The following is a 20,361-nucleotide window of genomic DNA, read 5'->3' as shown; positions in this document are numbered from 1 at the left end:
CTATATTATGTTTTCCCCCATATTTTGTGCAATATTCCAAAGCGCACTAATAGCAGGGTCGTTTAGTTCTTTATGTAATACAGCCAAACCAATTTTAAACCCTTGTGGTGGCTCGCCTTTATACTCTAAAACCTGAACCTTATCGTTAAGCGGACTATTATCGAGTACAATTTTTGGGATCATGGCCACGCCTAACCCTAAACTCACCATAGATACCATAGCTTCATGCCCTGCCACTTGCGCGTAAATTTTTCCTTGCACATTATTTTTTCGCCACCACTGCTCCAACCTTTGTCTTGAAAATCCTTGTTCAGCAACAATAAATTCAAGCTCAGACCAATCAATAGTTTCGCTACTAGTGGCTAATTTTTCTGTGATCGGACATTGAATAGTGGGTGCAATTAATACCAATGGCGAGTAGCCAATATCTACAAATGCAATTTGTGCAGGTAATTTACTGGGTCTGGCTGCAATGGCCATAGATTCATGTCCATCTAACACTCGGTTAATAGCCAAGGCGGGATCGCCCGTATTTAAGGTAATTTCAATATGCTGATGCTGAGCTCTCAGTTGCTCTAAAATATGATACAAAAAACTGTAGGATGCAGTAACGGAGCAATAAAGACTCACATTGCCATAAATATGTTGTTGCGGTTCGTTTAAATTAGCTTTAAAGCGCTGCCAATTATTAAGCGTAGCACTGGCATACTCCTTAAATGCAACGCCTTCGCGGGTAAGCTTTACACTGCGATTATCACGCTGGAATAACATCACCCCTACTTCATCTTCTAACTGCTTAATATTACGACTTAAAGTGGGCGCACTTATGTGGCATAACTCACTGGCACGAGAGAAATGAAGCGTTTTTGCCAACGCCAAAAAGTAATTTAAATGCTTATGATCCATAACAACACCAGTATTTCACATTATGAAACACTTTAATTCAAATATATCATTTTACGCAAGAAAAGATTTTCCATATTGTTATTCCAAGCAAAGCAAAAGCAATGCATCTAACAAACTGAATTAATAGGAAACTTATCATGGCAAATTATTTTAATAGCTTACCTTTACGCGAACAATTAGCGCAATTGGCACAATGTGAATTTATGGGCGCAGACGAATTTAACGACGGTGTTGCTGCACTTAAAGGTAAAAAATTGGTAATTGTAGGCTGTGGCGCACAGGGCCTAAATCAAGGCTTAAACTTACGTGATTCTGGTTTAGATGTAGCCTATACACTACGTGATTCAGCCATTGCTGAGCGTCGTCAGTCATTCTTAAATGCATCTGACAATGGTTTTAAAGTGGGTACATATGAAGAGTTAATCCCAACAGCCGATGTAGTACTTAACTTAACACCTGATAAACAACATACTGCAGTTGTTAATGCCATCATGCCATTAATGAAACACGGCTCAACCCTTGCCTATTCACATGGCTTTAATATTGTTGAAGAAGGCATGCAAGTTCGTGAAGACATTACCGTTATTATGGTTGCACCAAAATGCCCGGGGTCAGAAGTACGTGAAGAGTATAAACGCGGCTTTGGCGTACCTACATTAATTGCGGTTCACCCAGAGAATGATCCTCAGGGCCATGGCTTGGCACAAGCAAAAGCCTATGCAGTAGGTACAGGTGGTCATCGCGCGGGGGTACTTAAATCATCATTTATCGCTGAAGTGAAATCTGATCTGATGGGCGAGCAAACCATTTTATGTGGCATGCTACAAACTGGCTCTATTTTATGTTTTGACAAAATGATTGAAAAAGGAATTGATGCCGGTTACGCCTCAAAACTTATTCAATATGGCTGGGAAGTGATCACAGAAGCACTTAAATATGGCGGTGTGACAAACATGCTTGACCGCTTATCAAACCCTGCAAAGGTTAAAGCGTTTGAGCTAAGTGAAGAGCTTAAAGTAATTATGCGCCCTCTTTATAACAAACACCAAGATGACATTATCGATGGCACATTTTCACGTGTAATGATGGAAGACTGGGCAAATGATGACGCTAACTTACTAAAATGGCGTGCTGAAACTGCAGAAACTCATTTTGAAAAAACCCCTGCAGGCGATGTAGAAATTGCTGAGCAAGAATTTTTTGACCACGGTATTTTAATGGTGGCAATGGTAAAAGCAGGTGTAGAACTGGCATTTGAAACCATGACAGCGGCCGGTATTATTGCAGAATCTGCCTATTATGAGTCACTGCATGAAACGCCGTTGATAGCCAATACTATTGCACGCAAAAAGTTATTTGAAATGAACCGCACTATTTCAGATACCGCTGAGTACGGCTGCTATTTATATAACCATGCCTGTTTGCCGCTTCTACAAGAATTTATGCAAGGTATTGATACTGATGTTATTGGTAAGGGCTTAAATGAGCAAAGTAATCAAGTTGATAACCAAACTTTAATTCAAATAAATACGGCTCTACGTGAGCACCCTGTTGAGAAAGTAGGCGCAAAATTACGCGGCTACATGTCTGCAATGAAAAAAATAGTTTAACCCAAGGGTCCTAGAACTTTCACTTGTTAGAAACCAAGCCCACTTGCATTTTGCTGTGGGCTTTTTTAAGTGCAAATTAATCATCAATAGCTGAAAATAAATAATGTGCTAAAATAATTCCTCTCATTGCCTCAGTTGTAAATATAAGCATTATCATGACGATACAAAATCTCTCTATTACTCAAAAAATAACAGCGCTTGGAAGCATTATTGCTATTTGTGTTGCTGTATTAATTGGTTTGACGTCTTTGCATAACTCAAAAAATATTATTGAGCAACGCATGATCGAATCAGAACTGCCAAGTAAATTACAAACAATAAGTAATCATATTGGTGGCGAGATCAATGAACTTCTTGGGGCTGCAAAGCAACTTTCGGCCAATACCTATATTTTAAATTGGGCAAATACTGGCAACAACAACGACACGCTATTACTTAAAGAGCTCAATCGCTTGGTTGATCAATACAATCTTGCCACGGCTTCGTGGGCGAATAAAAACACCGCACAATATTGGAACCAAGATGGCTTTTTACGTGTTTTAAAAAATGATGCCGCAGATGGCTGGTTTTTTGCTTTTACTCAATCAAAGCAACCTTACTCAATTAGTATTTATCAAGAGTCTGAAAACGATGTAAAAATGTTTGTTAACCACCAACAGCCTAATGGTTTAGGCTTGGCAGGCTTAGCAAAAAGCATTACAGATATGCAAAAGCTGCTACAACAATTTAAAATTGAGCAATCAGGGTTTGTGTTTATTGCCGATAAAAACGGCTTAATACAGTTACATAAAGATGCAGACAAAGTCGCTAAGGTGAATATAGATAGTATTTACAGCGCTAATATTCATAACAAATTACTTGATAAAAATGGCTTCGCTTTAGAGGAAGTAAATATCAACGGGCAAGCCACACTCATTGCAGCTACACCGATTAAAAACACTGACTTATTTGTATTAGCTCAAGTCCCAAAAAGCGAAGTGTTTTCTAGTGTAAATATCCTAGAGTGGCAAATATTCACCTTCACTATCATCACTGCGCTAATCGCAAGCATGATCAGTTACTTATTAGCTCGCTCTTTAGCTTCACCGTTATCAACAATGGCTGAGCTATTTTCGCGTTTAGGGCGTGGCGATGCAAACTTAGCCTATCGCTTACCAACATCTCCCCAACCTGAGCTAAATAATTTAACCACCGGCTTTAATCAATTTATTGAAAAAATAGAAACCGCTATTGTGCAAGTAGCCAATGAAAGCCATGGAATTCGCCACAGCTCAGATCATGTATTTGCGCAAGCCAAGCAAAACTCCTTAGCCCTTGATAAGCAAAAAGAGCAAACTATTTCAGTTGCAGCAGCCATTAATGAAATGGGCGCTACAGTGCAAGAAATAGCGCAAAGTGCTGCCAATGCAGCTAAGTTAACCAACGATAGCCGCGATAACACCAAGCAAAGCCATCAACAAGTGTTACAAAGCCAAACGACAATCTCAGCCCTTGCCAGCGACATTGACGGCATAACCGAGCAAGTTGCTTTACTTTCTAAAAAGACTATTGATATTGCTAGTATTGTGGATTCAATTAGAGGTATATCTGAACAAACCAACTTATTGGCACTTAATGCAGCTATTGAGTCTGCCCGAGCTGGTGAACATGGACGAGGCTTTGCTGTCGTTGCTGATGAAGTAAGAGCACTTGCAAATCGTACGTCGCAATCAACCACTGAAATTCAATCTATGATTGAAGAGCTCACTCAAATTTCAGATGATGTTGTAAATGATATCAGCCAATCAAAAAATAAAGCCCAACAAAGCGTTAGCGCAATGCAAAACTCGGTTGAGTTACTTAATACCATTACTGAAACAGCCAATGAAATTAACGATATGGCAACTCTAATTGCCACCGCTACAGAACAGCAAAATAGCGTTGTGAATGATGTGGGTCGTAGTATTGAGCAAATAAATGAGATCAGTGATAAATCAATGAGTGAACAAATCAATACCGAGCAAGCAATTCGTGATTTAGCCACCAGCGCACAGACACTTGATGCACTCGTTGCTACGTTTAATCAGCAACGTTAGATAGAGTGTTACATTAAAAAATAACCTCTGTACAAAATAACCACTATACTTAAGTGTTTTTTGTACAGAGGTGTATATGAATACTCTCCAAGGTAAACATTATTTACTGATTGTGCCTGATGGCTCTGTGTGCTTGTAGCACAACAGATAACGCCAATATAAGTGTGCCAATCCCCACTATTACTCCTCCCATGCAATTACAACAGCAGCTTGTAGAGTCTGAGCAACAAATATTTCAACTCGACGACGACCTCAAACAGCAATTAAATGCTTACGTACAATCGAGTAAATCAGTTGATGAAATTGCCTATAGTGTACTTAGTTTTTTACTCACAAATGGTGATAACTCACTATCTTATCAATCTACCAGCACTCAAACTGCGTCACAAAGCTATCAAAATTTAAATGCCAATTGTCTTTCACTCTCTATTTTAGCGTATAGCTTGGCCGAACATTTAGGCCTTAAGGCCCGCTTTCAAAAAGTACACATTCCGGAGTATTGGTCACTAAATCAGGGGTTTAATTTACTCACTGGGCATATCAACCTTGCCATAGACAATAAAACGAAACTCAAAGACAGCTCACTTGTTTATCAGCGTAATAAGCGTTTAATTATTGATTTTGACCCCAATAGCCGACAAGCCCGTTTTGCAACCTCATTGCTTTCAAAAAAAGGGTAACCGCCATGTCACCAACCTTACATGAAAGCCACTTTGGACTGGCGCGAAGTTACTTTGAGTTAAATAATATAGCTAGGGCGGAATTTCATTTGCGTAAAGCCAGAAAAAAAGCAGACTTTACACATGACAAACAACGCTATGATAATAAACTCATCGCATTAAAATCACTTATCGTTAAGGCGAATCATTATTAAATTATTTAGTTTAACCTGCATTGTATTTTTTATAAGTTGGAGTGGACTCTCAAAGCCGATTGAGCCGCAGTTATTCACTGATTTAACAACGCTAACCAGCTCTAAATTAGCAGGCAGAAAAACGAATAGTCACTCGGCTTTACTCACCAGAGAATATTTAAAAGCACGCTTTAAAGAGCATCAACTAACAGTTATTGAACAACCTTTTACTTATCCATCAGGGCTGTTTTCTAAGGCGCAAGGCGTAAATATTGTTGCGAACAAAACAGCAAAAAATACGCTCGAAAATATTAACACTACTCTTTATCAAGAAGCGGTATTGCTAATTGAGGCATTTATTAATCAGCTTTTGACAAACCCTGAGGTATTCAGTCCCCCCTTAAAAGCAGCAACGTAAGCCTCTTTTTTTGCCCGTGGAAGTTTTTTAATCGCATATTCTAATTTACTTGCGTCGCTTTTAGTCCCAACTTGTTGCTGATGAATGAGCACCAGCGGTCCTTTCCCTTTGAGGTTTTTTGCCCCTTTACCCGCTTGGTGCGTTGCTAAACGACGCGCTACATCAACTGTAATGCCGGTATACCAATGACCAAACCGTGTTTGCACAATATACAGTGACCAAACAACCGGTTTACTTTTACTATTGCACAACTCATCGTTTAAACTTTTTTGATTATTAATGGTCAAAACCTCGCCTTAACGCGCTAAACAAAAACAATTACTCAAAAGGGTTTTACCTTGAGTGACTAATCGGTATCATGCAGATTATAAAAAATAAGGATCACAACTAACAATGCAGTCGTTAAAAACTTTTTCTCTTTGGCTTATTGTCGCTTTAACGCTTAGTTCAGCCGCAGGTTGTTCTAGCTGGGTGTACAGAATCAACATCCCTCAAGGTAACTTTTTAGAACAATCAGACGTTGATAAGCTTCGCGTTAATATGACTCGCGAGCAAGTAATTTATGTACTAGGCAGACCGATTGCCGAAGACGCCTTCGATAAAAATACTTGGCGTTACGTTTACAGCTTTAATAAAGGGCGCGCTAATGAACAATATAAATCATTAGTATTAAACTTTGAAAATGAAAAGTTGGTAACGGTATCTGGTGACTATGAGCAACCAGAAAACTTTACAACCCCTTTAGAGCAATAAGCCATTTGGGTTTAATTTAAAAAGGTGAGCATGGCTCACCTTTTTTGTATCTAGCGTTCTAACGGTCGGCCACCAGTTACTTTATTTGCGCGGCCCTCTTCTTTGGCTTTTTCGGCGCGCTTTCTGCGGGCATCTTTAGGGTCGGCAATTAATGGGCGGTAAATTTCAACTCTATCGCCGTCTTTAAGCTCATGATTAAGCTTTACCGTTCTGTTCCATACACCTAAAGTTAAAGCGGTTGCATCAATCTCAGGGCACTTCTTAATAATACCTGATTGGATCACTGCTTGCTCTGCGGTGGTACCTTGGAATACTTCTATATTTAACGTGGTTGCTTTCGTTGGCAACGCAAACACAATTTCAATATTGATCATGCACGCTCTCCATATACCGCTTTTGCACGTTGAGTAAAGGCACTCACCATATTTTTAGCCACATCATTAAAAATTTTACCAAACGCAAGCTCTATTAACTTACTAGAAAATTCAAAGTCTAGCTGTAAATGTACTTTGCACGCATGTGCATCTAATTGCTGAAAATGCCAACGACCTTGTAAGGTTTTAAAAGGCCCATCAACTAAGCGAAGCATCACCGTTTGCTCATCAATTAGCGTATTTTCAGTGGTAAACCATTTTTTTATGCCGGCTTTAGATATTTCTAAACTGGCGGTCATGTTATTATCATGCTGCTTAATAATTTTTGAGTCTGAACAATTAGGTAAAAACTGCGAATAAGCTTCTACATCATTGACTAGATCAAACATCTCTTTAGTGCTGTACATAACCAGCGCACTTTTTTCTATTTGTGGCATACTCACTCCCAACTGTGTGCAGGAATTTTAGCAAGCTTTGTGCGTTTCCCCAAACTTTCATCGCGCTTAAATGAATCCTTCGCTTTTGCATGTATAATTTAAAAAAATCGATGTAAAACATCTCGTATAACGTATATTATAGGGCACTATGGCTAAGAAAAATTCATCAAAATCGACAAGTAATACCATCGCGCTAAATAAAAAAGCGCGACACGAGTATTTTTTACACGACAAGTTTGAAGCAGGTATTGAACTCCAAGGCTGGGAAGTAAAAAGTATCCGAGCAGGTAAAGTAAATATCTCTGAAACTTATATTCATCTTAAAAACGGTGAAGCGTTTTTATTAGGCAGCACAATCCAGCCTTTAAATAGTGCATCAACCCATGTTATTTGCGACCCGCTGCGTTATCGTAAATTATTACTAAGCAGACGTGAACTTGACCGTTTGGTTGGTGCAACCGAGCGTGATGGTTATTCATTAATTGCCACAGCTATGTATTGGAAAAAATGCTGGGTAAAGCTTGAATTCCATTTAGCGAAAGGTAAGAAAATGCATGACAAACGTGAAGACGGTAAAAATAAAGATTGGTCCCGTGAAAAAGAACGCTTAATGAAACATAAAGTTTAAATAAAAACGCCTAACATCATGTTAGGCTTTTTTTTTTAAATTTTTAGGAAAATACAAATTATTACAAATTAAAGTCGCTCGGCGTTTTGTTTATCAATAATAACTAAATCACGTTACAGCGCCAAATAGCGAGCATCCTATCGTTTACCTTTATTGAGAAAATCAGTACATATTAGTGCAGATAACAAAATCATCTTTGCGGCCAATTGCTAACATTTAAGTTACATGGTATTAATAATTAGACTTGTAAAACAAGTAAATTATAACATATCAACAAGGACTTAAGGATGAAGCAATCAATTGCATTTACACCAAGCTTAATCATCGGTGCTACTATCGCATTGTCAGCAGGTTTTAGCACAACGACTTATGCTGCACAGCAAACTGCAGAAAAAGTAGAACGTATTCAAGTAACAGGCTCTCGTATCAAGCGTTCGGACATCGAAGGCCCGTCTCCAGTACAATCTATTAATAAAGAAGACATCGAAAACATGGGTTATGACAACCTACAACAGCTTCTTGAAAGAATGCCTGTTGCAGGTAATGGTACCTTTTCAACTCGTGGTAATAACCAAGACTCAACCGCAAATGGCTCAGCTGCCGTCAGCCTTCGTGGCTTAGGCGCCGATGCTACCTTGGTACTTATTAATGGTCGTCGTGTTGCAATCAGCGCATTTGCTGAAGGGATCACCAACTCATTCGTTGATATCAACAGTATTCCTGTTTCAGCAATCGAACGTATTGATATTTTAAAAGATGGCGCCTCAGCAATCTATGGCTCTGATGCTGTAGCGGGTGTTGTAAACGTTATCTTGAAAAAAGATATTGACGGTATTGAAGTAAACTTAGGTTACGGCGGCACAGATGGCCCTAACTATGAAGAAACTACAGCCAGTATTGTTTGGGGTACTACTAGTGCAAAAAGTAGCGCATCCGTTATTATTGATTACTTTAAAAACACCTCTTTATCATCAGATGAAATGGGGCGTTTAGGTACTGCTAATCAATCTCCATATGGCGGTGAAGATTTTCGTTCATCACGTGGCTTCCCAGGCTACTTTTATGTTGATGGCGTTAAAACAATTGACCCTGCGTGTCCTGCAGAAAATGCAACACCAAGTGGCAGTTGTTTATTTGACTATGGTCCATTTGGCTATATTGCACCGGCATCAGAACGTGTAGGTGCTATTTCACAATTTGAATACCGCTTTGATAATGGCATAACGGGCTTCTTAGAAATGGCCGTTCAGCATAACAGCTCAATTGCAGCAGGTGCCCCAACGCCACTTGATGAAGATGCGGGTTTAACAGTACCAGGTAGTCACCCTAATAACCCATTCGGCCAAGATATTGAAATAGGTCGTTACAGAACCGTAGATGCGGGTGCGCGTCAATGGGATATCGAATCAGACACATTACGTTTTGTTGCCGGTTTAAAAGGTGAAATAAACGATTGGAACTGGGAAACAGCGGTACAAAAAGGACGTAGTAAGTCGTTACAAACAGGCAATCGCTCACAAGGTTGGGTACGTACCGACTTCTTACAGCAAGAAATTGACGCTGGTAACTACAACCCATTCGGCGGCACTTACAACGATCCGGCTGTAATTGATAGAATTACTACGAGCTTGGTTCGTCAAGGCGAGTCTCATATGACGTCGTTCGATGCTAACATTTCAGGTGAAGCATTTAGCTTTGGTGATGATGTTGTCATGATGGCGGCCGGTATTGAATACCGCGAAGAGGACGTAACGGATACGCCAGATGATCAATTCCAACGAGGATTAATCTTTGGTACCGAGTCTGTGTCAGCTGCAGCAGAGCGTGACCAATACGCTGCCTATGTAGAGTTTTCAATTCCACTTGCTGAGAACTTAGAGCTACAACTTGCTGGTCGTTACGATGATTACAGTGACTTTGGTACCACAACCAACCCTAAAGTTGCTTTACGCTGGGCACCTACAGATGAAATCACAGTGCGTGGTTCTTGGGCGCAAGGCTTTAGAGCTCCGTCACTTGCACAAGTAGGTTTAGGGCCATCTCAAGAGAGCCAGTTCTTTATCGATAATTACCGTTGTGACGCAACGGGTAAAGATTGTGATGCACTAGATTACAACATTGAATTTGCCGGTAACCCTGACTTAGAGGCTGAAGAGTCTGAATCTTGGAACGTCGGCTTTATTTGGGCACCTACAACTGACTTTGGTTTGAGTGTAGATGTATGGAGTATCACCCAAGACAATAAAATTGATGAGCAAGAGTTTGGTCCAATTTACAACTCAGAGTGTAATAACCAAAATAGTACCGTATGTGTTCGCTTACCACCATCAGGTACAGACAGCCTAGGAACTATTCAAAAGATTTTTAGTACTTTTGAAAACGTGTCATCACAAGAAGTTTCGGGCGTTGATATTTCAGCAAACTACAATCACTCACTGGATGATTTAGGCTTACTAAAATTCAATTTAGAATGGGCTTATCAAGATAAATTTGAAAAAGACGGCCGCGATTATACCGGTGAATATGGTTACCCAGAGCACCGCTGGATTTTCTCAACTAACTGGGAAATTGGTCAGTTCAACACAAACATGAACATTAGTTATGTGGGTGAGTTTGAAGATACGCCAGATATTGACTTCGATGGTAACTTAGACTTCGATAGTAATACATCGCGTACTGTTGATTCACAAGTACTGGTAGATTTACAAACATCATACCGTATTACTGAGTCAGCTAAAGTATCGCTAGGTGTGAACAACTTATTTGATGAAGAGCCACCGTTTGCAATTGGTGACGGTGATTCAGATCTGTATGGTTACGCATCGGGTGTACATAACCCTCGAGGTCGTTATATTTACACTAAAGTGAGCTTTTCGTTTTAATTAAAAAGCAATAAAAAAAACCGCCAATATGGCGGTTTTTTTATCTTAAACTAAAGAGCTAAATTATAGCTCGCCTTCGTTTTCAGATAAGAATTTAGCTACGCCTTCAGGGCTTGCGTCCATTCCTTTTTTACCTTCAGTCCAACCAGCAGGACATACTTCGCCGTGCTCGCTGTGGAATGCTAGTGCATCAACCATACGGATCATTTCGTCGATGTTACGACCCAGTGGTAAATCGTTCACTACTTGGTGACGTACGTTACCTTCTTCGTCGATTAAGAAAGAACCACGAAATGCAACGCCGGCTTCTGGGTGCTCAACGTCGTATGCTTTACAGATTTCGTGTTTAACGTCTGCAACTAGTGCGTATTGAACTTTACCAATACCGCCGTCTGCTACAGCCGTGTTACGCCATGCGTTGTGTGAGAACTGTGAATCGATTGAAACACCAATTACTTCTACACCACGTTTTTGGAATTCTGCATAACGCTTATCAAAAGCAATAAGCTCAGAAGGACATACAAAAGTGAAATCTAGTGGGTAGAAAAAGATTACTGCTTTTTTACCTTTGATTTTTTCGTGAAGGTTATAGCTATCTACAATCTCACCGTTACCTAGAACAGCTGCAGCGGTAAAGTCTGGTGCCTGGCGGCCTACTAATACACCCATTTTATTCTCCAAATATTTTGAGTTTATTGTCAATTGCTTACGCAATACTGATTACTAATATGGGCACTAATTTTAAAATTACAATAGCAACCATATTTAATTAAACGTTATTCTATGGGTATCAAAAATAAATTAACAATCGTATTTATAGATAGCATCGTTCTAAAATAGCGAACGCTTGATAAATGGACTGATTTTTAATCATAAAAAACCTGCTTAAAGCAGGTTTTTTTACTAATCCATAATATCGCTAGGCATATCACCGCGAATATGTTGCCATATTTCACCGGTTTGATGACCATATTTACGCATCATGAATATTGCACCATCATGCTCTTTATTCTCAGCAAGCTTTGTTAAGTCTTTATAAAACTGGCGTGCAAGCTCGCGAGTGCGAGGATCTGAAAAGTAATGACAACCAATCTTAGAATAAAAACCTTTAAAGCCATTAAGGATGAGCACATAAATGCGATTGTTACCGGCAACAGCTAATTCATGATGAACTTTATAATCATAATCTGCAAACGCTTGCGCGCTGTCTTCTAATTCATCGCTTTGTGATAAAATTTCGATAACACGCTCTGGTGCAAGTTTTATAGCTGCACGGGTATAAATTGCGCTGATATTAGTACGTGCTGAAAGTAACTGATCGGTTAGCTCTGGCATTTTATCTTCATCTAAACGTGCCAGTGTTTCAAGGATATTTAATCCTGAGGTTTCCCAAAAATTATTAACGCGAGTAGGTTTACCATGTTGTATTGTTAACCAACCGTCTCTGGCTAATCGTTGTAATACTTCACGTAATGTGGTTCTAGTAACACCAATTAACTCTGAGAGTTCACGCTCAGCAGGCAGAATTGAACCTGGAGGAAAATCACCATTCCAGATTGACTCTACTATGTATTCTTCAGCAAATCCTGCTGGGCTTTTCGCTTTAAAAATTCTCATTCAATTCCTACTCGAATTAATTCACATCACATCGCTACATACGATTAACTGACTGATTGTACCAGACAAGCCACAACTAACAAGTAAAGTAAGTTAAATTACCTAGGTATGTGATTAAAAAGGCAACTTTACTTGTATGATTCGCTAGTTTTACCGATAGGTTTTAAACACAATATGAATGCCAACCTATTATTCATACCAGACACTTTGACTATTATTATTTAGTTGTTTACACCCTCTATAGGCTGGACTAAGTTAATGACATTAACCAGACTATTAAACGCCTTCCTAGGGAAAAATCATGCAACAGAGTGTCCCATCTGCAATATTTATAAATTTTTTAGGTAAAGCACCTCAATGGTATAAATACACCATTATTGCATTTTTAATAATTAACCCGCTGCTGTTTCAATTAAACCCTTATTTATCTGGCTGGGTACTGGTTATTGAGTTTATTTTTACACTGGCCATGGCGCTCAAGTGTTACCCACTGCAACCTGGTGGTCTACTTGCCATTGAGGCACTATTAATTGGTATGACATCAACCATGCAAGTTGAACATGAAATAGCACAAAACCTAGATGTGCTTTTATTACTTATTTTTATGGTTGCCGGTATTTATTTCATGAAAGATCTGCTGCTGTATATTTTTACCAAGTTAGTGGTTTCAGTAAGAAGTAAGACCGTTTTATCGCTCGCCTTTGCAATAGCTGCTGCGTTTTTATCAGCTTTTTTGGATGCCCTGACTGTAATGGCAGTTGTTATTGCGGTGGCCATGGGCTTTTATAGTATTTATCACAAGGTGGCTTCAGGAAAAGATTTTATCAGTGAGCACGATATTAACGATGATAACCAAGTAAAAGAGGTAAACCGTCAAGAGCTTGAAGAGTTTCGTGCTTTTTTACGTAATTTACTCATGCATGCCTCGATTGGGACCGCACTTGGCGGCGTGTGTACTATGGTTGGTGAACCACAAAACTTAATTATTGCAGAGCGAGCAAGTTGGCTATTTGGTGAGTTCTTTTTAAGAATGCTGCCCGTTTCTTTACCCGTGCTTTTTGCGGGCTTATTAACGACCTTTTTATTAGAAAAAACAAAAACCTTTGGCTATGGGGCAAAACTGCCAGAAACAATTCATGCTATTTTAAAAAACCATGCACAAACACTTGATAAAAAACGCACCAAACGCGATAGAGTTAACCTCACAATTCAAGCACTTATCGCTATCTGGTTAATTACTGGCTTAGCGTTACATTTAGCAACCGTGGGCTTAATTGGTTTATCGGTCATTATTTTAGCCACGTCGTCGGCCGGCATAATAGAAGAGCACCAACTCGGTAAAGCCTTTGAAGAAGCCCTCCCCTTCACGACACTACTTTGTGTATTTTTTAGTGTGGTTGCAGTAATCATCGATCAACAACTCTTTACTCCTGTGATTACTTGGGTACTAACATTTGAAGGGCACTTACAATTGGTGATGTTTTTTATCGCTAACGGATTGCTTTCAATGGTCAGTGATAATGTATTTGTCGGCACTGTATATATAAATGAAGTTGCTGCAGCTCTAAAAGCAGGTCAAATAACTCGAGACCAATTTGATTTACTTGCAGTGGCGATAAACACCGGCACAAACTTACCCAGCGTGGCCACCCCTAATGGTCAAGCTGCTTTCTTATTCTTACTGACATCAACACTAGCTCCCGTGTTACGCCTATCTTACGGTCGAATGGTGTATATGGCTTTACCTTACACTTTTGTGCTTACCTTTGTTGGGTTAAGCGCGACTTATTTTGGCTTGAGTGAAATAACCAGTTTGTTTTATGACTGGGGGATAATACAACACCACATCCCTGTAGCGAATTCTGGGCATTAAGAACTTCCCCGACTTTGAGGAGCTAGGAAATTTCATAGCTCCTCCCTTTTACTTGCTCCGCTGTTTATCCTACGTCATAATCTAAGCCCTTATTTAAATACGGATTTGTTATGAACTGGCTTGCTAATCTAAGTACTCAACGTACACCTTGGTTATTATTCAGTGGGATTGTTTTTCTGCTTGAAGTCATCGCGCTCTTTTTTCAATACAACATGGGGTTAGCACCGTGCATTATGTGTATTTACCAACGCACCGCGGTATTAGGTTTACTTTTTGCAGGTATTATTGGCGCCAGTAAACCAAACAACCTCGTACTCCGTATTGTTGCCTATACAACATGGGGGATTTCAAGTGTATGGGGGCTACTAATAGCTCGTGAACACATTGAAATGCAAACAACCACAGACCCATTTGCATTTAGCTGTGAATTTGAGCCAAATTTTCCAGAGTTTATGCCATTACATCATTGGATACCGCAATTTTTTGAGGCAACCGGTGATTGCGGAAACATAGATTGGCAATTTGCTAGCTTAAGTATGCCAGCATGGATGGAAATTATTTTTGTACTCTTTACCGCCACACTGTTTATATTAGTGGCCAGTCGATTAATTACTAAAAAGTCACTTTAATATGTTTACTTTTTTTTCAAGCCAAGTTGATGAGCTTAAACACTTAAAAGTTCGTCAAAGACAAACCGTTATTGCGATCTCGTTAAGTATGCTCTCTCCTAGTGACAGAGTGTTAATGCGTATTGTAAAGCTTATGCTATTAAGCCCATTCTTTTTAATATTTACCCTTTTTGAAGGTTGGTTACTGGTGCCCTTTTTAATTGTAGCTGGGTTGAGCTACCCGCTACTAACCGCACCAGTAGATATTAACTTTGCTAAAAAGCACCTTGGTGCTGCCTTAAAACAGTTTGATCAGGGCGCATAGCGCCCTTTTAAGTTAAAACGCCACCTTTCCATTAAGTTTGGCTAGCATTTTTTTACCCACCCCTTTTACTTTAGCTAGATCTTCAAGTGATGCGAAATCACCATTAGCTTCTCTATAATCGATAATTGCCTGTGCCTTTTTCTTACCGACACCTGGTAACTTGATTAACTGTTTTAAATCAGCAGTATTAATATTAACCATGGCTGATTGCATCTGCTCTGATTGCATCTGCTCTGATAGCATATCGCTTTGCGCAAAGGTGGTACCCATAGGTAATAAACATAAAGCAGCTGCTAACGAGATTATTTTAATTAATTTCATACTATTTCCTTTTACGTTCCTACATGAACATTCATTGATTACTTACACCCAGCACTTTTAGATAACGTTGTGGTTACTAAGTACTAACGGTAACAATCACTCCTTGCGACTCCTTTACTGCAACGCGTTATAAAGTGACTTAATAAATAAAGTAGAGTTACTCTTTATTGTCAACCAAGCTGCAGATAAACTAAGGCTAAAGCTTGCAAAACCACGCGCAAGCTTGTACTGTATATAAAAACAGTAATCTAATGATTTAAAATAATCATATTGCCACGTAAGTAAGCAGGAGAAATCATGGCTGTTGTTGTTAAATATGTTGTAGAACGAAACGGAGTCGAGCGCATGACGTTTACTACTAAAAAAGAAGCTGATGCCTATGACAAAATGCTCGATATTGCCGAGTCACTAGAACTCATGCTTGAAAAAGTAGATGTGCCACTAAGTGAACAACAAGTTGAGTCGCTTGCACTTGAGATTGCGAAAAGTAAAGACGACTTTATGGCGGTACTTAAGGGGGCTAAAGAAGTACCTGCAAAAGCTAAAAAAGCAAAGTCAGATAACGTTGCTGATATAAAAGATAAAGCAGCGAGCTAATCTAAAAAATAGTATGCAGCTTATAAGCCGCACTACTAATTTATGAAACTGAATTCGTGATTCGTATTCAGTTTTTTTATGTCTTTAAGTAATAATAACGAGAAGCGAGTAAGACATCACAATTTGCTATTGTTACAAGTCAGTCAATAAAAAAATGCCAACCAGTTAAACTGGTTGGCATTTTTTTAAACCAAAACTTTACGTTAGCTAATCACTTACAATGACGATTCAACTTCATCAAACAGATCAGTAATTTCTTTTTTCGGTTCAGCTGTTACGAGGCTTCCTACCACAATAGCAATACTCGCTAAAATGAAGCCTGGGACGATTTCATAAATTACACTGCTTAAGCTCTCACCATTAATGGTAATAGGCGCATAAATCCATACAAGCACTGTTAAAGCACCAATAACCATACCGCTAATAGCCCCTTTTAAGTTCATACGTTTCCAGTAAAGACTAAATAAGACAAGAGGACCAAATGCAGCACCAAAACCTGCCCACGCGTTGCTAACTAAATCAAGTATTGAACTATTACGGTCATACGCTAGGTAAATAGCAAATAACGCAACCAGTATTACGCTAATACGCCCTACTAATACCAGCTCAGTTTGCGAGGCATCACGGTTTAAGTAAATCTTGTAGAAGTCTTCAGTTAACGAACTTGAACACACCAATAATTGCGATGAAATCGTACTCATAATCGCAGCTAAAATAGCAGCCAGTAGGAAACCTGCAATTAACGGGTGGAAAATTAATTCAGCCAATACTAAGAAAATTGTTTCTTTATCGGCAATTGGCATTTGATTTTCAATCATGTATGCAGCACCGAATAAACCGGTAAATACTGCACCAATGGCAGATAAGGTCATCCAAGACATACCAATACGACGCATGGTTGGCATTTCTTTTACTGAACGAACAGACATGAAACGAACAATAATATGAGGCTGACCAAAGTAACCTAAACCCCATGCCATTGCAGAAATAATAGCAATGGTAGAACCACCAGCAAACCAGTCAAGCATACTTAAAGAATGAATTTCGCTTGCTTTAGGCGAGCTTAGTAACTGCTGATAATTTGCATTTGCTAAGGTATCCATAAATGGTTGGTCAAGCATCATATAAGTGGCAATTGGCACTGCTAACAACGAAATAAACATGATACAGCCTTGCACAAAGTCTGTAAGGCTAACCGCTAAAAAACCACCAAATAAGGTATAAACCACTACCACACCTGTGGTGATGTATAAGCCCATTTCGTAGCTCATTTGAAATGAGTTTTCAAATAACTTACCACCGGCAACAACACCCGATGAAGTGTATAAGGTAAAGAAAACAATAATTACTATTGCAGAGATAACACGTAGTATATTTTTGTTGTCATCAAAACGGTTTGCAAAGTAATCAGGAATAGTAATGGAGTCATTGGCTTTTTCAGTATAAACACGCAGCCTTGGGGCGACCAGAAAATAGTTTGCCCATGCACCTAATACTAAACCAATTGCAATCCAAACTTTACTCAACCCAAATAAATACATTGCACCAGGTAGGCCCATTAATAACCAACCACTCATGTCTGATGCACCCGCTGATAAGGCCGCAACACTGGGGGCTAAATTACGACCACCAAGCATATACCCTGAAATATCACTGGTAGATTGCTTATATGCGTATAGCCCTATTCCTAGCATTACAATAAAGTACAATGCCAGTGAAATAATCATTCCTGTTTCCAAATTCGCCTCCACTTAAAAAAGTAATAACAGGCTTGTAATCCAAATAATGACTCTTGAGATTTTATAATTAAGACAGTATTGGAATAAAAGCTTTCTAGCCAACTATAACACGGTAATTGCTAATAACTCCAACCCGCTAATTTAAGTAGATAAAAAACCATCTATTCGCTCGCTTTTAAAACAAATAGAATTAAAAACAATGAGTTTAGATTAATAAAAATCACCTAAGCCATGATATTTTATTAATAATAATTCATTTTACCGATGCTATTTTGAATGTTTTCCAATATATTATTACAATGTTAATCAATTTCTACTGCTTCGGAATCTTGTATGTATTTTTACGCTGCTCGCCAACCTATTTTAGATCGCAATAAGGAACTAATTGGCTACGAGCTTTTATTTCGTGATGGAGTAGATAACGTATTTCCGAACATTGACGGCGACGAAGCAACGTCTCGACTGATTGAGGGCAGCCAGTTTAATTTTGGTCTTGAAGATTTCACCGATAATAAACCCGCTTATATTAACTTTACTTTAGACACCTTATTAAAAGGCTACCCCACGCTGTTAGACAAAAACGGAGTTGTGATTGAAATACTAGAGACCGTTCAGCCAGGAAAACGTCTGCTAGCAACAGTTAAAGACCTAAAAGAGAAAGGGTACACACTCGCCCTAGATGACTATGTCCATCAACCGGTATGGCGTCACTTTTATCCGTTTATTGATATCATTAAAGTTGACTTTTTAACGTGCGATATGGAAACCGTTAAAACGATCATTAAGGACTTAAAACCTTACCCACATATCAAATTACTTGCAGAAAAAGTTGAAACTTACGAGCTTTACAACCAAGCTTTTGAGCTCGGCTTTGAGTACTTTCAAGGCTTTTTCTTTTCAAAACCCGAGATGGTGCAAAGTAAAACCTTACCGCCATCTGGCATGGCACTGGCTGAACTACTCTATGAAACATCCAGTGTAGAAATGGATCTTAAGAAGATCACCGATGTATTTGAGCGTGATGTTAACTTATCGTATAAGCTCTTGCGCTATTCAAACTCAGCAGCATTTACCCGCCGCTTTGAAATAGATACTATTAAACAAGCACTGATTGTCTTAGGTGCCAATGAAATCAAAAAACTACTATCTTTGCTATTTGCAGCACAAGTATCTGCAGATAAGCCATTAGAGCTTATTAGACTGTCGCTAACACGGGCACGTTTTTGTGAGTTGTTAGCTATTTCACATAGCAAACTTAAAGATACAGGTATGGCGTTCTTAACCGGCATGATGTCGCTTATGGATGCGATATTAGATGAAGAAATGGACAGCATAATGCTTAAATTGCCTCTGTCTAATGAGATAAAAACAGCGCTGTTAAAAAATGAAGGACTACTTGCTGAATACTTAAACTTGGTCACTCTGTATGAGCATGGTGATTGGCAAGCTGCGAACGACAAAGCTCAGCAACTAAACTTAGGTGATGAAGTGTCTGATGCATATCACGAAGCTCTCAACTGGGTTAGTGAGCAAATGCAGGTGATGATTGATAGCTAAATAAATTATTACTAATTAAGAAAAAACGCCAGCATTTGCTGGCGTTTTTATTTTAATTAAAGGCTTTCTAAGAAATCTTCATCAAAATCTTCAGGCTCTTCTTTTATTGGCGGATTACCATCAAATAGCTCGTATAATTGACGCTGAAAGTAAATGTCTTTAATAAACAAGTAGGGGTCTAACGAATCATTCAATAAACCTTCCTGAGCCATTAATGACGCACGTGCTTCAACTGCTTTTAGTGCAAACACTAAAATAGTTTGTGGTGTAGTCAGTGCTATTTCAGGCAGTACAAGGTTATCAACAACATCACCGGTTAGGTTACGTGCGGTAGATGGCCCCATTGCTGGGATCATTAAATAGGCACCATCACCTACCCCCCAAACACCTAATGTTTGACCAAAGTCTTCATCGTTTACCTCAAGCCCAAGTGAGCTGGCTACATCAAAAATACCAAACACACCCACCGTTGAATTCACTAAAAAACGCGCAAAATTAATTCCGGCACTACTTGGTTTTCCTTGCAGGCCGGCATTTATAATATCAACGGGTGCGGTAATATTATCGGTAAAATGTACAATACTGCGCCGAACAGGCTGTGGTGTAACAGTGATGTAACCCACAGCTGCTGGCCTTAAAATATAGGTGTCGAGTACGTCCATATTAAAGTCATAAATAGGTCTATTTACGCTTTGTAAGGGATCGCGCTCATCATATTTACTCTCGGGTACTTGAACACAGCCCGATAAAGTGAGTAAACATAATAAAAGTAAGCCTTGTTTTAACAT

The 20,361-nt window shown here is 39.1% G+C and carries 21 protein-coding genes; 12 read left to right on the top strand and 9 right to left on the bottom strand.

Going from position 1 to position 20,361, the window contains the following annotated elements; translation table 11 throughout:
• Entirely contained in the window at positions 1 to 906 is a 906-nt protein-coding gene (gene ilvY, locus BG00_RS08185) for an HTH-type transcriptional activator IlvY (protein WP_036981819.1), read from the bottom strand.
• 137 nt (positions 907 to 1,043) lie between these two features.
• Here ilvY and ilvC point away from each other — a divergent pair, with 137 nt between their 5' ends.
• From ilvC to BG00_RS18530, 4 genes are all read left to right on the top strand, one after another.
• On the top strand, positions 1,044 to 2,516 hold the full coding sequence (gene ilvC / locus BG00_RS08180; RefSeq protein WP_036981816.1) for a ketol-acid reductoisomerase: 1,473 nt from the start codon (positions 1,044 to 1,046) through the stop codon (positions 2,514 to 2,516).
• A 155-nt stretch (positions 2,517 to 2,671) separates the two neighbouring features.
• The gene (locus tag BG00_RS08175; RefSeq protein ID WP_036981814.1) at positions 2,672 to 4,591 is read left to right on the top strand and encodes a methyl-accepting chemotaxis protein; all 1,920 of its coding nucleotides are present in this window, start codon (positions 2,672 to 2,674) and stop codon (positions 4,589 to 4,591) included.
• A gap of 119 nt (positions 4,592 to 4,710) precedes the next feature.
• Complete coding sequence (locus BG00_RS08170; RefSeq protein ID WP_253861358.1) at positions 4,711 to 5,271, top strand: hypothetical protein; 561 nt, start codon at positions 4,711 to 4,713, stop codon at positions 5,269 to 5,271.
• A 5-nt stretch (positions 5,272 to 5,276) separates the two neighbouring features.
• The gene (locus BG00_RS18530; RefSeq protein WP_248473646.1) at positions 5,277 to 5,465 is read left to right on the top strand and encodes a hypothetical protein; all 189 of its coding nucleotides are present in this window, start codon (positions 5,277 to 5,279) and stop codon (positions 5,463 to 5,465) included.
• 342 nt (positions 5,466 to 5,807) lie between these two features.
• Here the strand turns inward: BG00_RS18530 and BG00_RS08165 are convergent, their stop codons facing one another.
• Positions 5,808 to 6,149, bottom strand: coding sequence for a GIY-YIG nuclease family protein (locus tag BG00_RS08165; RefSeq protein WP_036981812.1), 342 nt, complete (start codon positions 6,147 to 6,149; stop codon positions 5,808 to 5,810).
• A 106-nt stretch (positions 6,150 to 6,255) separates the two neighbouring features.
• On the opposite strand from BG00_RS08165, the gene BG00_RS08160 reads away from it, so the two are divergent.
• Entirely contained in the window at positions 6,256 to 6,615 is a 360-nt protein-coding gene (locus tag BG00_RS08160; protein ID WP_013465523.1) for an outer membrane protein assembly factor BamE, read from the top strand.
• Between the two features lie 50 nt (positions 6,616 to 6,665).
• On the opposite strand, the gene BG00_RS08155 is transcribed toward BG00_RS08160, so the two are convergent.
• Positions 6,666 to 6,989 (bottom strand): RnfH family protein, encoded by a 324-nt coding sequence (locus tag BG00_RS08155; protein ID WP_036981810.1) that lies wholly within the window; start codon positions 6,987 to 6,989, stop codon positions 6,666 to 6,668.
• On the bottom strand, positions 6,986 to 7,426 hold the full coding sequence (locus tag BG00_RS08150; protein ID WP_013465525.1) for a type II toxin-antitoxin system RatA family toxin: 441 nt from the start codon (positions 7,424 to 7,426) through the stop codon (positions 6,986 to 6,988). Before BG00_RS08150 ends, BG00_RS08155 begins: the two co-directional genes overlap by 4 nt.
• Before the next feature lie 148 nt (positions 7,427 to 7,574).
• Here BG00_RS08150 and smpB point away from each other — a divergent pair, with 148 nt between their 5' ends.
• Positions 7,575 to 8,054 (top strand): SsrA-binding protein SmpB, encoded by a 480-nt coding sequence (gene smpB, locus BG00_RS08145; protein WP_013465526.1) that lies wholly within the window; start codon positions 7,575 to 7,577, stop codon positions 8,052 to 8,054.
• 287 nt (positions 8,055 to 8,341) lie between these two features.
• Complete coding sequence (locus BG00_RS08140; protein ID WP_036981807.1) at positions 8,342 to 10,936, top strand: TonB-dependent receptor; 2,595 nt, start codon at positions 8,342 to 8,344, stop codon at positions 10,934 to 10,936.
• A gap of 63 nt (positions 10,937 to 10,999) precedes the next feature.
• Here BG00_RS08140 and BG00_RS08135 read toward each other — a convergent pair whose 3' ends face one another.
• Both BG00_RS08135 and fadR read right to left on the bottom strand, forming a co-directional pair.
• Positions 11,000 to 11,605 carry a peroxiredoxin gene (locus BG00_RS08135; RefSeq protein WP_008109095.1) on the bottom strand — a complete coding sequence of 202 codons (606 nt, stop codon included), beginning with the start codon at positions 11,603 to 11,605 and terminating at the stop codon, positions 11,000 to 11,002.
• Positions 11,606 to 11,839: 234 nt separating this feature from the next.
• The gene (gene fadR / locus BG00_RS08130) at positions 11,840 to 12,553 is read right to left on the bottom strand and encodes a fatty acid metabolism transcriptional regulator FadR (RefSeq protein WP_008109093.1); all 714 of its coding nucleotides are present in this window, start codon (positions 12,551 to 12,553) and stop codon (positions 11,840 to 11,842) included.
• Positions 12,554 to 12,854: 301 nt separating this feature from the next.
• Between fadR and nhaB the strand changes: the two genes are divergently transcribed.
• The 3 genes from nhaB (at position 12,855) to BG00_RS08115 (ending at position 15,359) form a co-directional block, all read left to right on the top strand.
• The gene (gene nhaB / locus BG00_RS08125) at positions 12,855 to 14,426 is read left to right on the top strand and encodes a sodium/proton antiporter NhaB (protein WP_036981805.1); all 1,572 of its coding nucleotides are present in this window, start codon (positions 12,855 to 12,857) and stop codon (positions 14,424 to 14,426) included.
• A 110-nt stretch (positions 14,427 to 14,536) separates the two neighbouring features.
• The gene (gene dsbB, locus BG00_RS08120) at positions 14,537 to 15,055 is read left to right on the top strand and encodes a disulfide bond formation protein DsbB (protein WP_036981802.1); all 519 of its coding nucleotides are present in this window, start codon (positions 14,537 to 14,539) and stop codon (positions 15,053 to 15,055) included.
• A gap of 1 nt (position 15,056) precedes the next feature.
• Positions 15,057 to 15,359 carry a hypothetical protein gene (locus BG00_RS08115; protein WP_036981800.1) on the top strand — a complete coding sequence of 101 codons (303 nt, stop codon included), beginning with the start codon at positions 15,057 to 15,059 and terminating at the stop codon, positions 15,357 to 15,359.
• A 12-nt stretch (positions 15,360 to 15,371) separates the two neighbouring features.
• On the opposite strand, the gene BG00_RS08110 is transcribed toward BG00_RS08115, so the two are convergent.
• Positions 15,372 to 15,680, bottom strand: a complete 309-nt coding sequence (locus tag BG00_RS08110) for a ComEA family DNA-binding protein (protein ID WP_036981798.1) — start codon at positions 15,678 to 15,680, stop codon at positions 15,372 to 15,374.
• Positions 15,681 to 15,977: 297 nt separating this feature from the next.
• Here BG00_RS08110 and BG00_RS08105 point away from each other — a divergent pair, with 297 nt between their 5' ends.
• Positions 15,978 to 16,277: a YebG family protein gene (locus BG00_RS08105; RefSeq protein WP_036981796.1), complete on the top strand. Its 300-nt coding sequence runs from the start codon at positions 15,978 to 15,980 to the stop codon at positions 16,275 to 16,277.
• Positions 16,278 to 16,492: 215 nt separating this feature from the next.
• Here the strand turns inward: BG00_RS08105 and putP are convergent, their stop codons facing one another.
• A complete protein-coding gene (gene putP, locus BG00_RS08100) occupies positions 16,493 to 18,004 on the bottom strand; it encodes a sodium/proline symporter PutP (protein ID WP_036981794.1) in 1,512 nt (503 codons plus the stop codon).
• Between the two features lie 345 nt (positions 18,005 to 18,349).
• On the opposite strand from putP, the gene BG00_RS08095 reads away from it, so the two are divergent.
• Positions 18,350 to 19,573, top strand: a complete 1,224-nt coding sequence (locus BG00_RS08095) for an EAL and HDOD domain-containing protein (protein WP_036981792.1) — start codon at positions 18,350 to 18,352, stop codon at positions 19,571 to 19,573.
• A 56-nt stretch (positions 19,574 to 19,629) separates the two neighbouring features.
• Here BG00_RS08095 and BG00_RS08090 read toward each other — a convergent pair whose 3' ends face one another.
• Complete coding sequence (locus BG00_RS08090; RefSeq protein ID WP_036981790.1) at positions 19,630 to 20,361, bottom strand: MlaA family lipoprotein; 732 nt, start codon at positions 20,359 to 20,361, stop codon at positions 19,630 to 19,632.

Origin of the sequence: Pseudoalteromonas sp. SCSIO_11900, from assembly GCF_000576475.1 — a bacterium.
In the GTDB taxonomy this organism is placed as follows: Bacteria; Pseudomonadota; Gammaproteobacteria; order Enterobacterales; family Alteromonadaceae; genus Pseudoalteromonas; species Pseudoalteromonas tetraodonis.
Note: the sequence above shows the minus strand (reverse complement) of the source record. Positions and strands in the feature narration are given on the sequence as shown.

Coding starts and splice junctions, on each gene's coding strand:
- ilvY (WP_036981819.1), bottom strand. CDS start 906: ATGGATCATAAGCATTTAAATTACTTTTTGGCGTTGGCAAAAACGCTT.
- ilvC (WP_036981816.1), top strand. CDS start 1,044: ATGGCAAATTATTTTAATAGCTTACCTTTACGCGAACAATTAGCGCAA.
- BG00_RS08175 (WP_036981814.1), top strand. CDS start 2,672: ATGACGATACAAAATCTCTCTATTACTCAAAAAATAACAGCGCTTGGA.
- BG00_RS08170 (WP_253861358.1), top strand. CDS start 4,711: ATGGCTCTGTGTGCTTGTAGCACAACAGATAACGCCAATATAAGTGTG.
- BG00_RS18530 (WP_248473646.1), top strand. CDS start 5,277: ATGTCACCAACCTTACATGAAAGCCACTTTGGACTGGCGCGAAGTTAC.
- BG00_RS08160 (WP_013465523.1), top strand. CDS start 6,256: ATGCAGTCGTTAAAAACTTTTTCTCTTTGGCTTATTGTCGCTTTAACG.
- BG00_RS08155 (WP_036981810.1), bottom strand. CDS start 6,989: ATGATCAATATTGAAATTGTGTTTGCGTTGCCAACGAAAGCAACCACG.
- BG00_RS08150 (WP_013465525.1), bottom strand. CDS start 7,426: ATGCCACAAATAGAAAAAAGTGCGCTGGTTATGTACAGCACTAAAGAG.
- smpB (WP_013465526.1), top strand. CDS start 7,575: ATGGCTAAGAAAAATTCATCAAAATCGACAAGTAATACCATCGCGCTA.
- BG00_RS08140 (WP_036981807.1), top strand. CDS start 8,342: ATGAAGCAATCAATTGCATTTACACCAAGCTTAATCATCGGTGCTACT.
- BG00_RS08135 (WP_008109095.1), bottom strand. CDS start 11,605: ATGGGTGTATTAGTAGGCCGCCAGGCACCAGACTTTACCGCTGCAGCT.
- fadR (WP_008109093.1), bottom strand. CDS start 12,553: ATGAGAATTTTTAAAGCGAAAAGCCCAGCAGGATTTGCTGAAGAATAC.
- nhaB (WP_036981805.1), top strand. CDS start 12,855: ATGCAACAGAGTGTCCCATCTGCAATATTTATAAATTTTTTAGGTAAA.
- dsbB (WP_036981802.1), top strand. CDS start 14,537: ATGAACTGGCTTGCTAATCTAAGTACTCAACGTACACCTTGGTTATTA.
- BG00_RS08115 (WP_036981800.1), top strand. CDS start 15,057: ATGTTTACTTTTTTTTCAAGCCAAGTTGATGAGCTTAAACACTTAAAA.
- BG00_RS08110 (WP_036981798.1), bottom strand. CDS start 15,680: ATGAAATTAATTAAAATAATCTCGTTAGCAGCTGCTTTATGTTTATTA.
- BG00_RS08105 (WP_036981796.1), top strand. CDS start 15,978: ATGGCTGTTGTTGTTAAATATGTTGTAGAACGAAACGGAGTCGAGCGC.
- putP (WP_036981794.1), bottom strand. CDS start 18,004: ATGATTATTTCACTGGCATTGTACTTTATTGTAATGCTAGGAATAGGG.
- BG00_RS08095 (WP_036981792.1), top strand. CDS start 18,350: ATGTATTTTTACGCTGCTCGCCAACCTATTTTAGATCGCAATAAGGAA.
- BG00_RS08090 (WP_036981790.1), bottom strand. CDS start 20,361: ATGTTAAAACAAGGCTTACTTTTATTATGTTTACTCACTTTATCGGGC.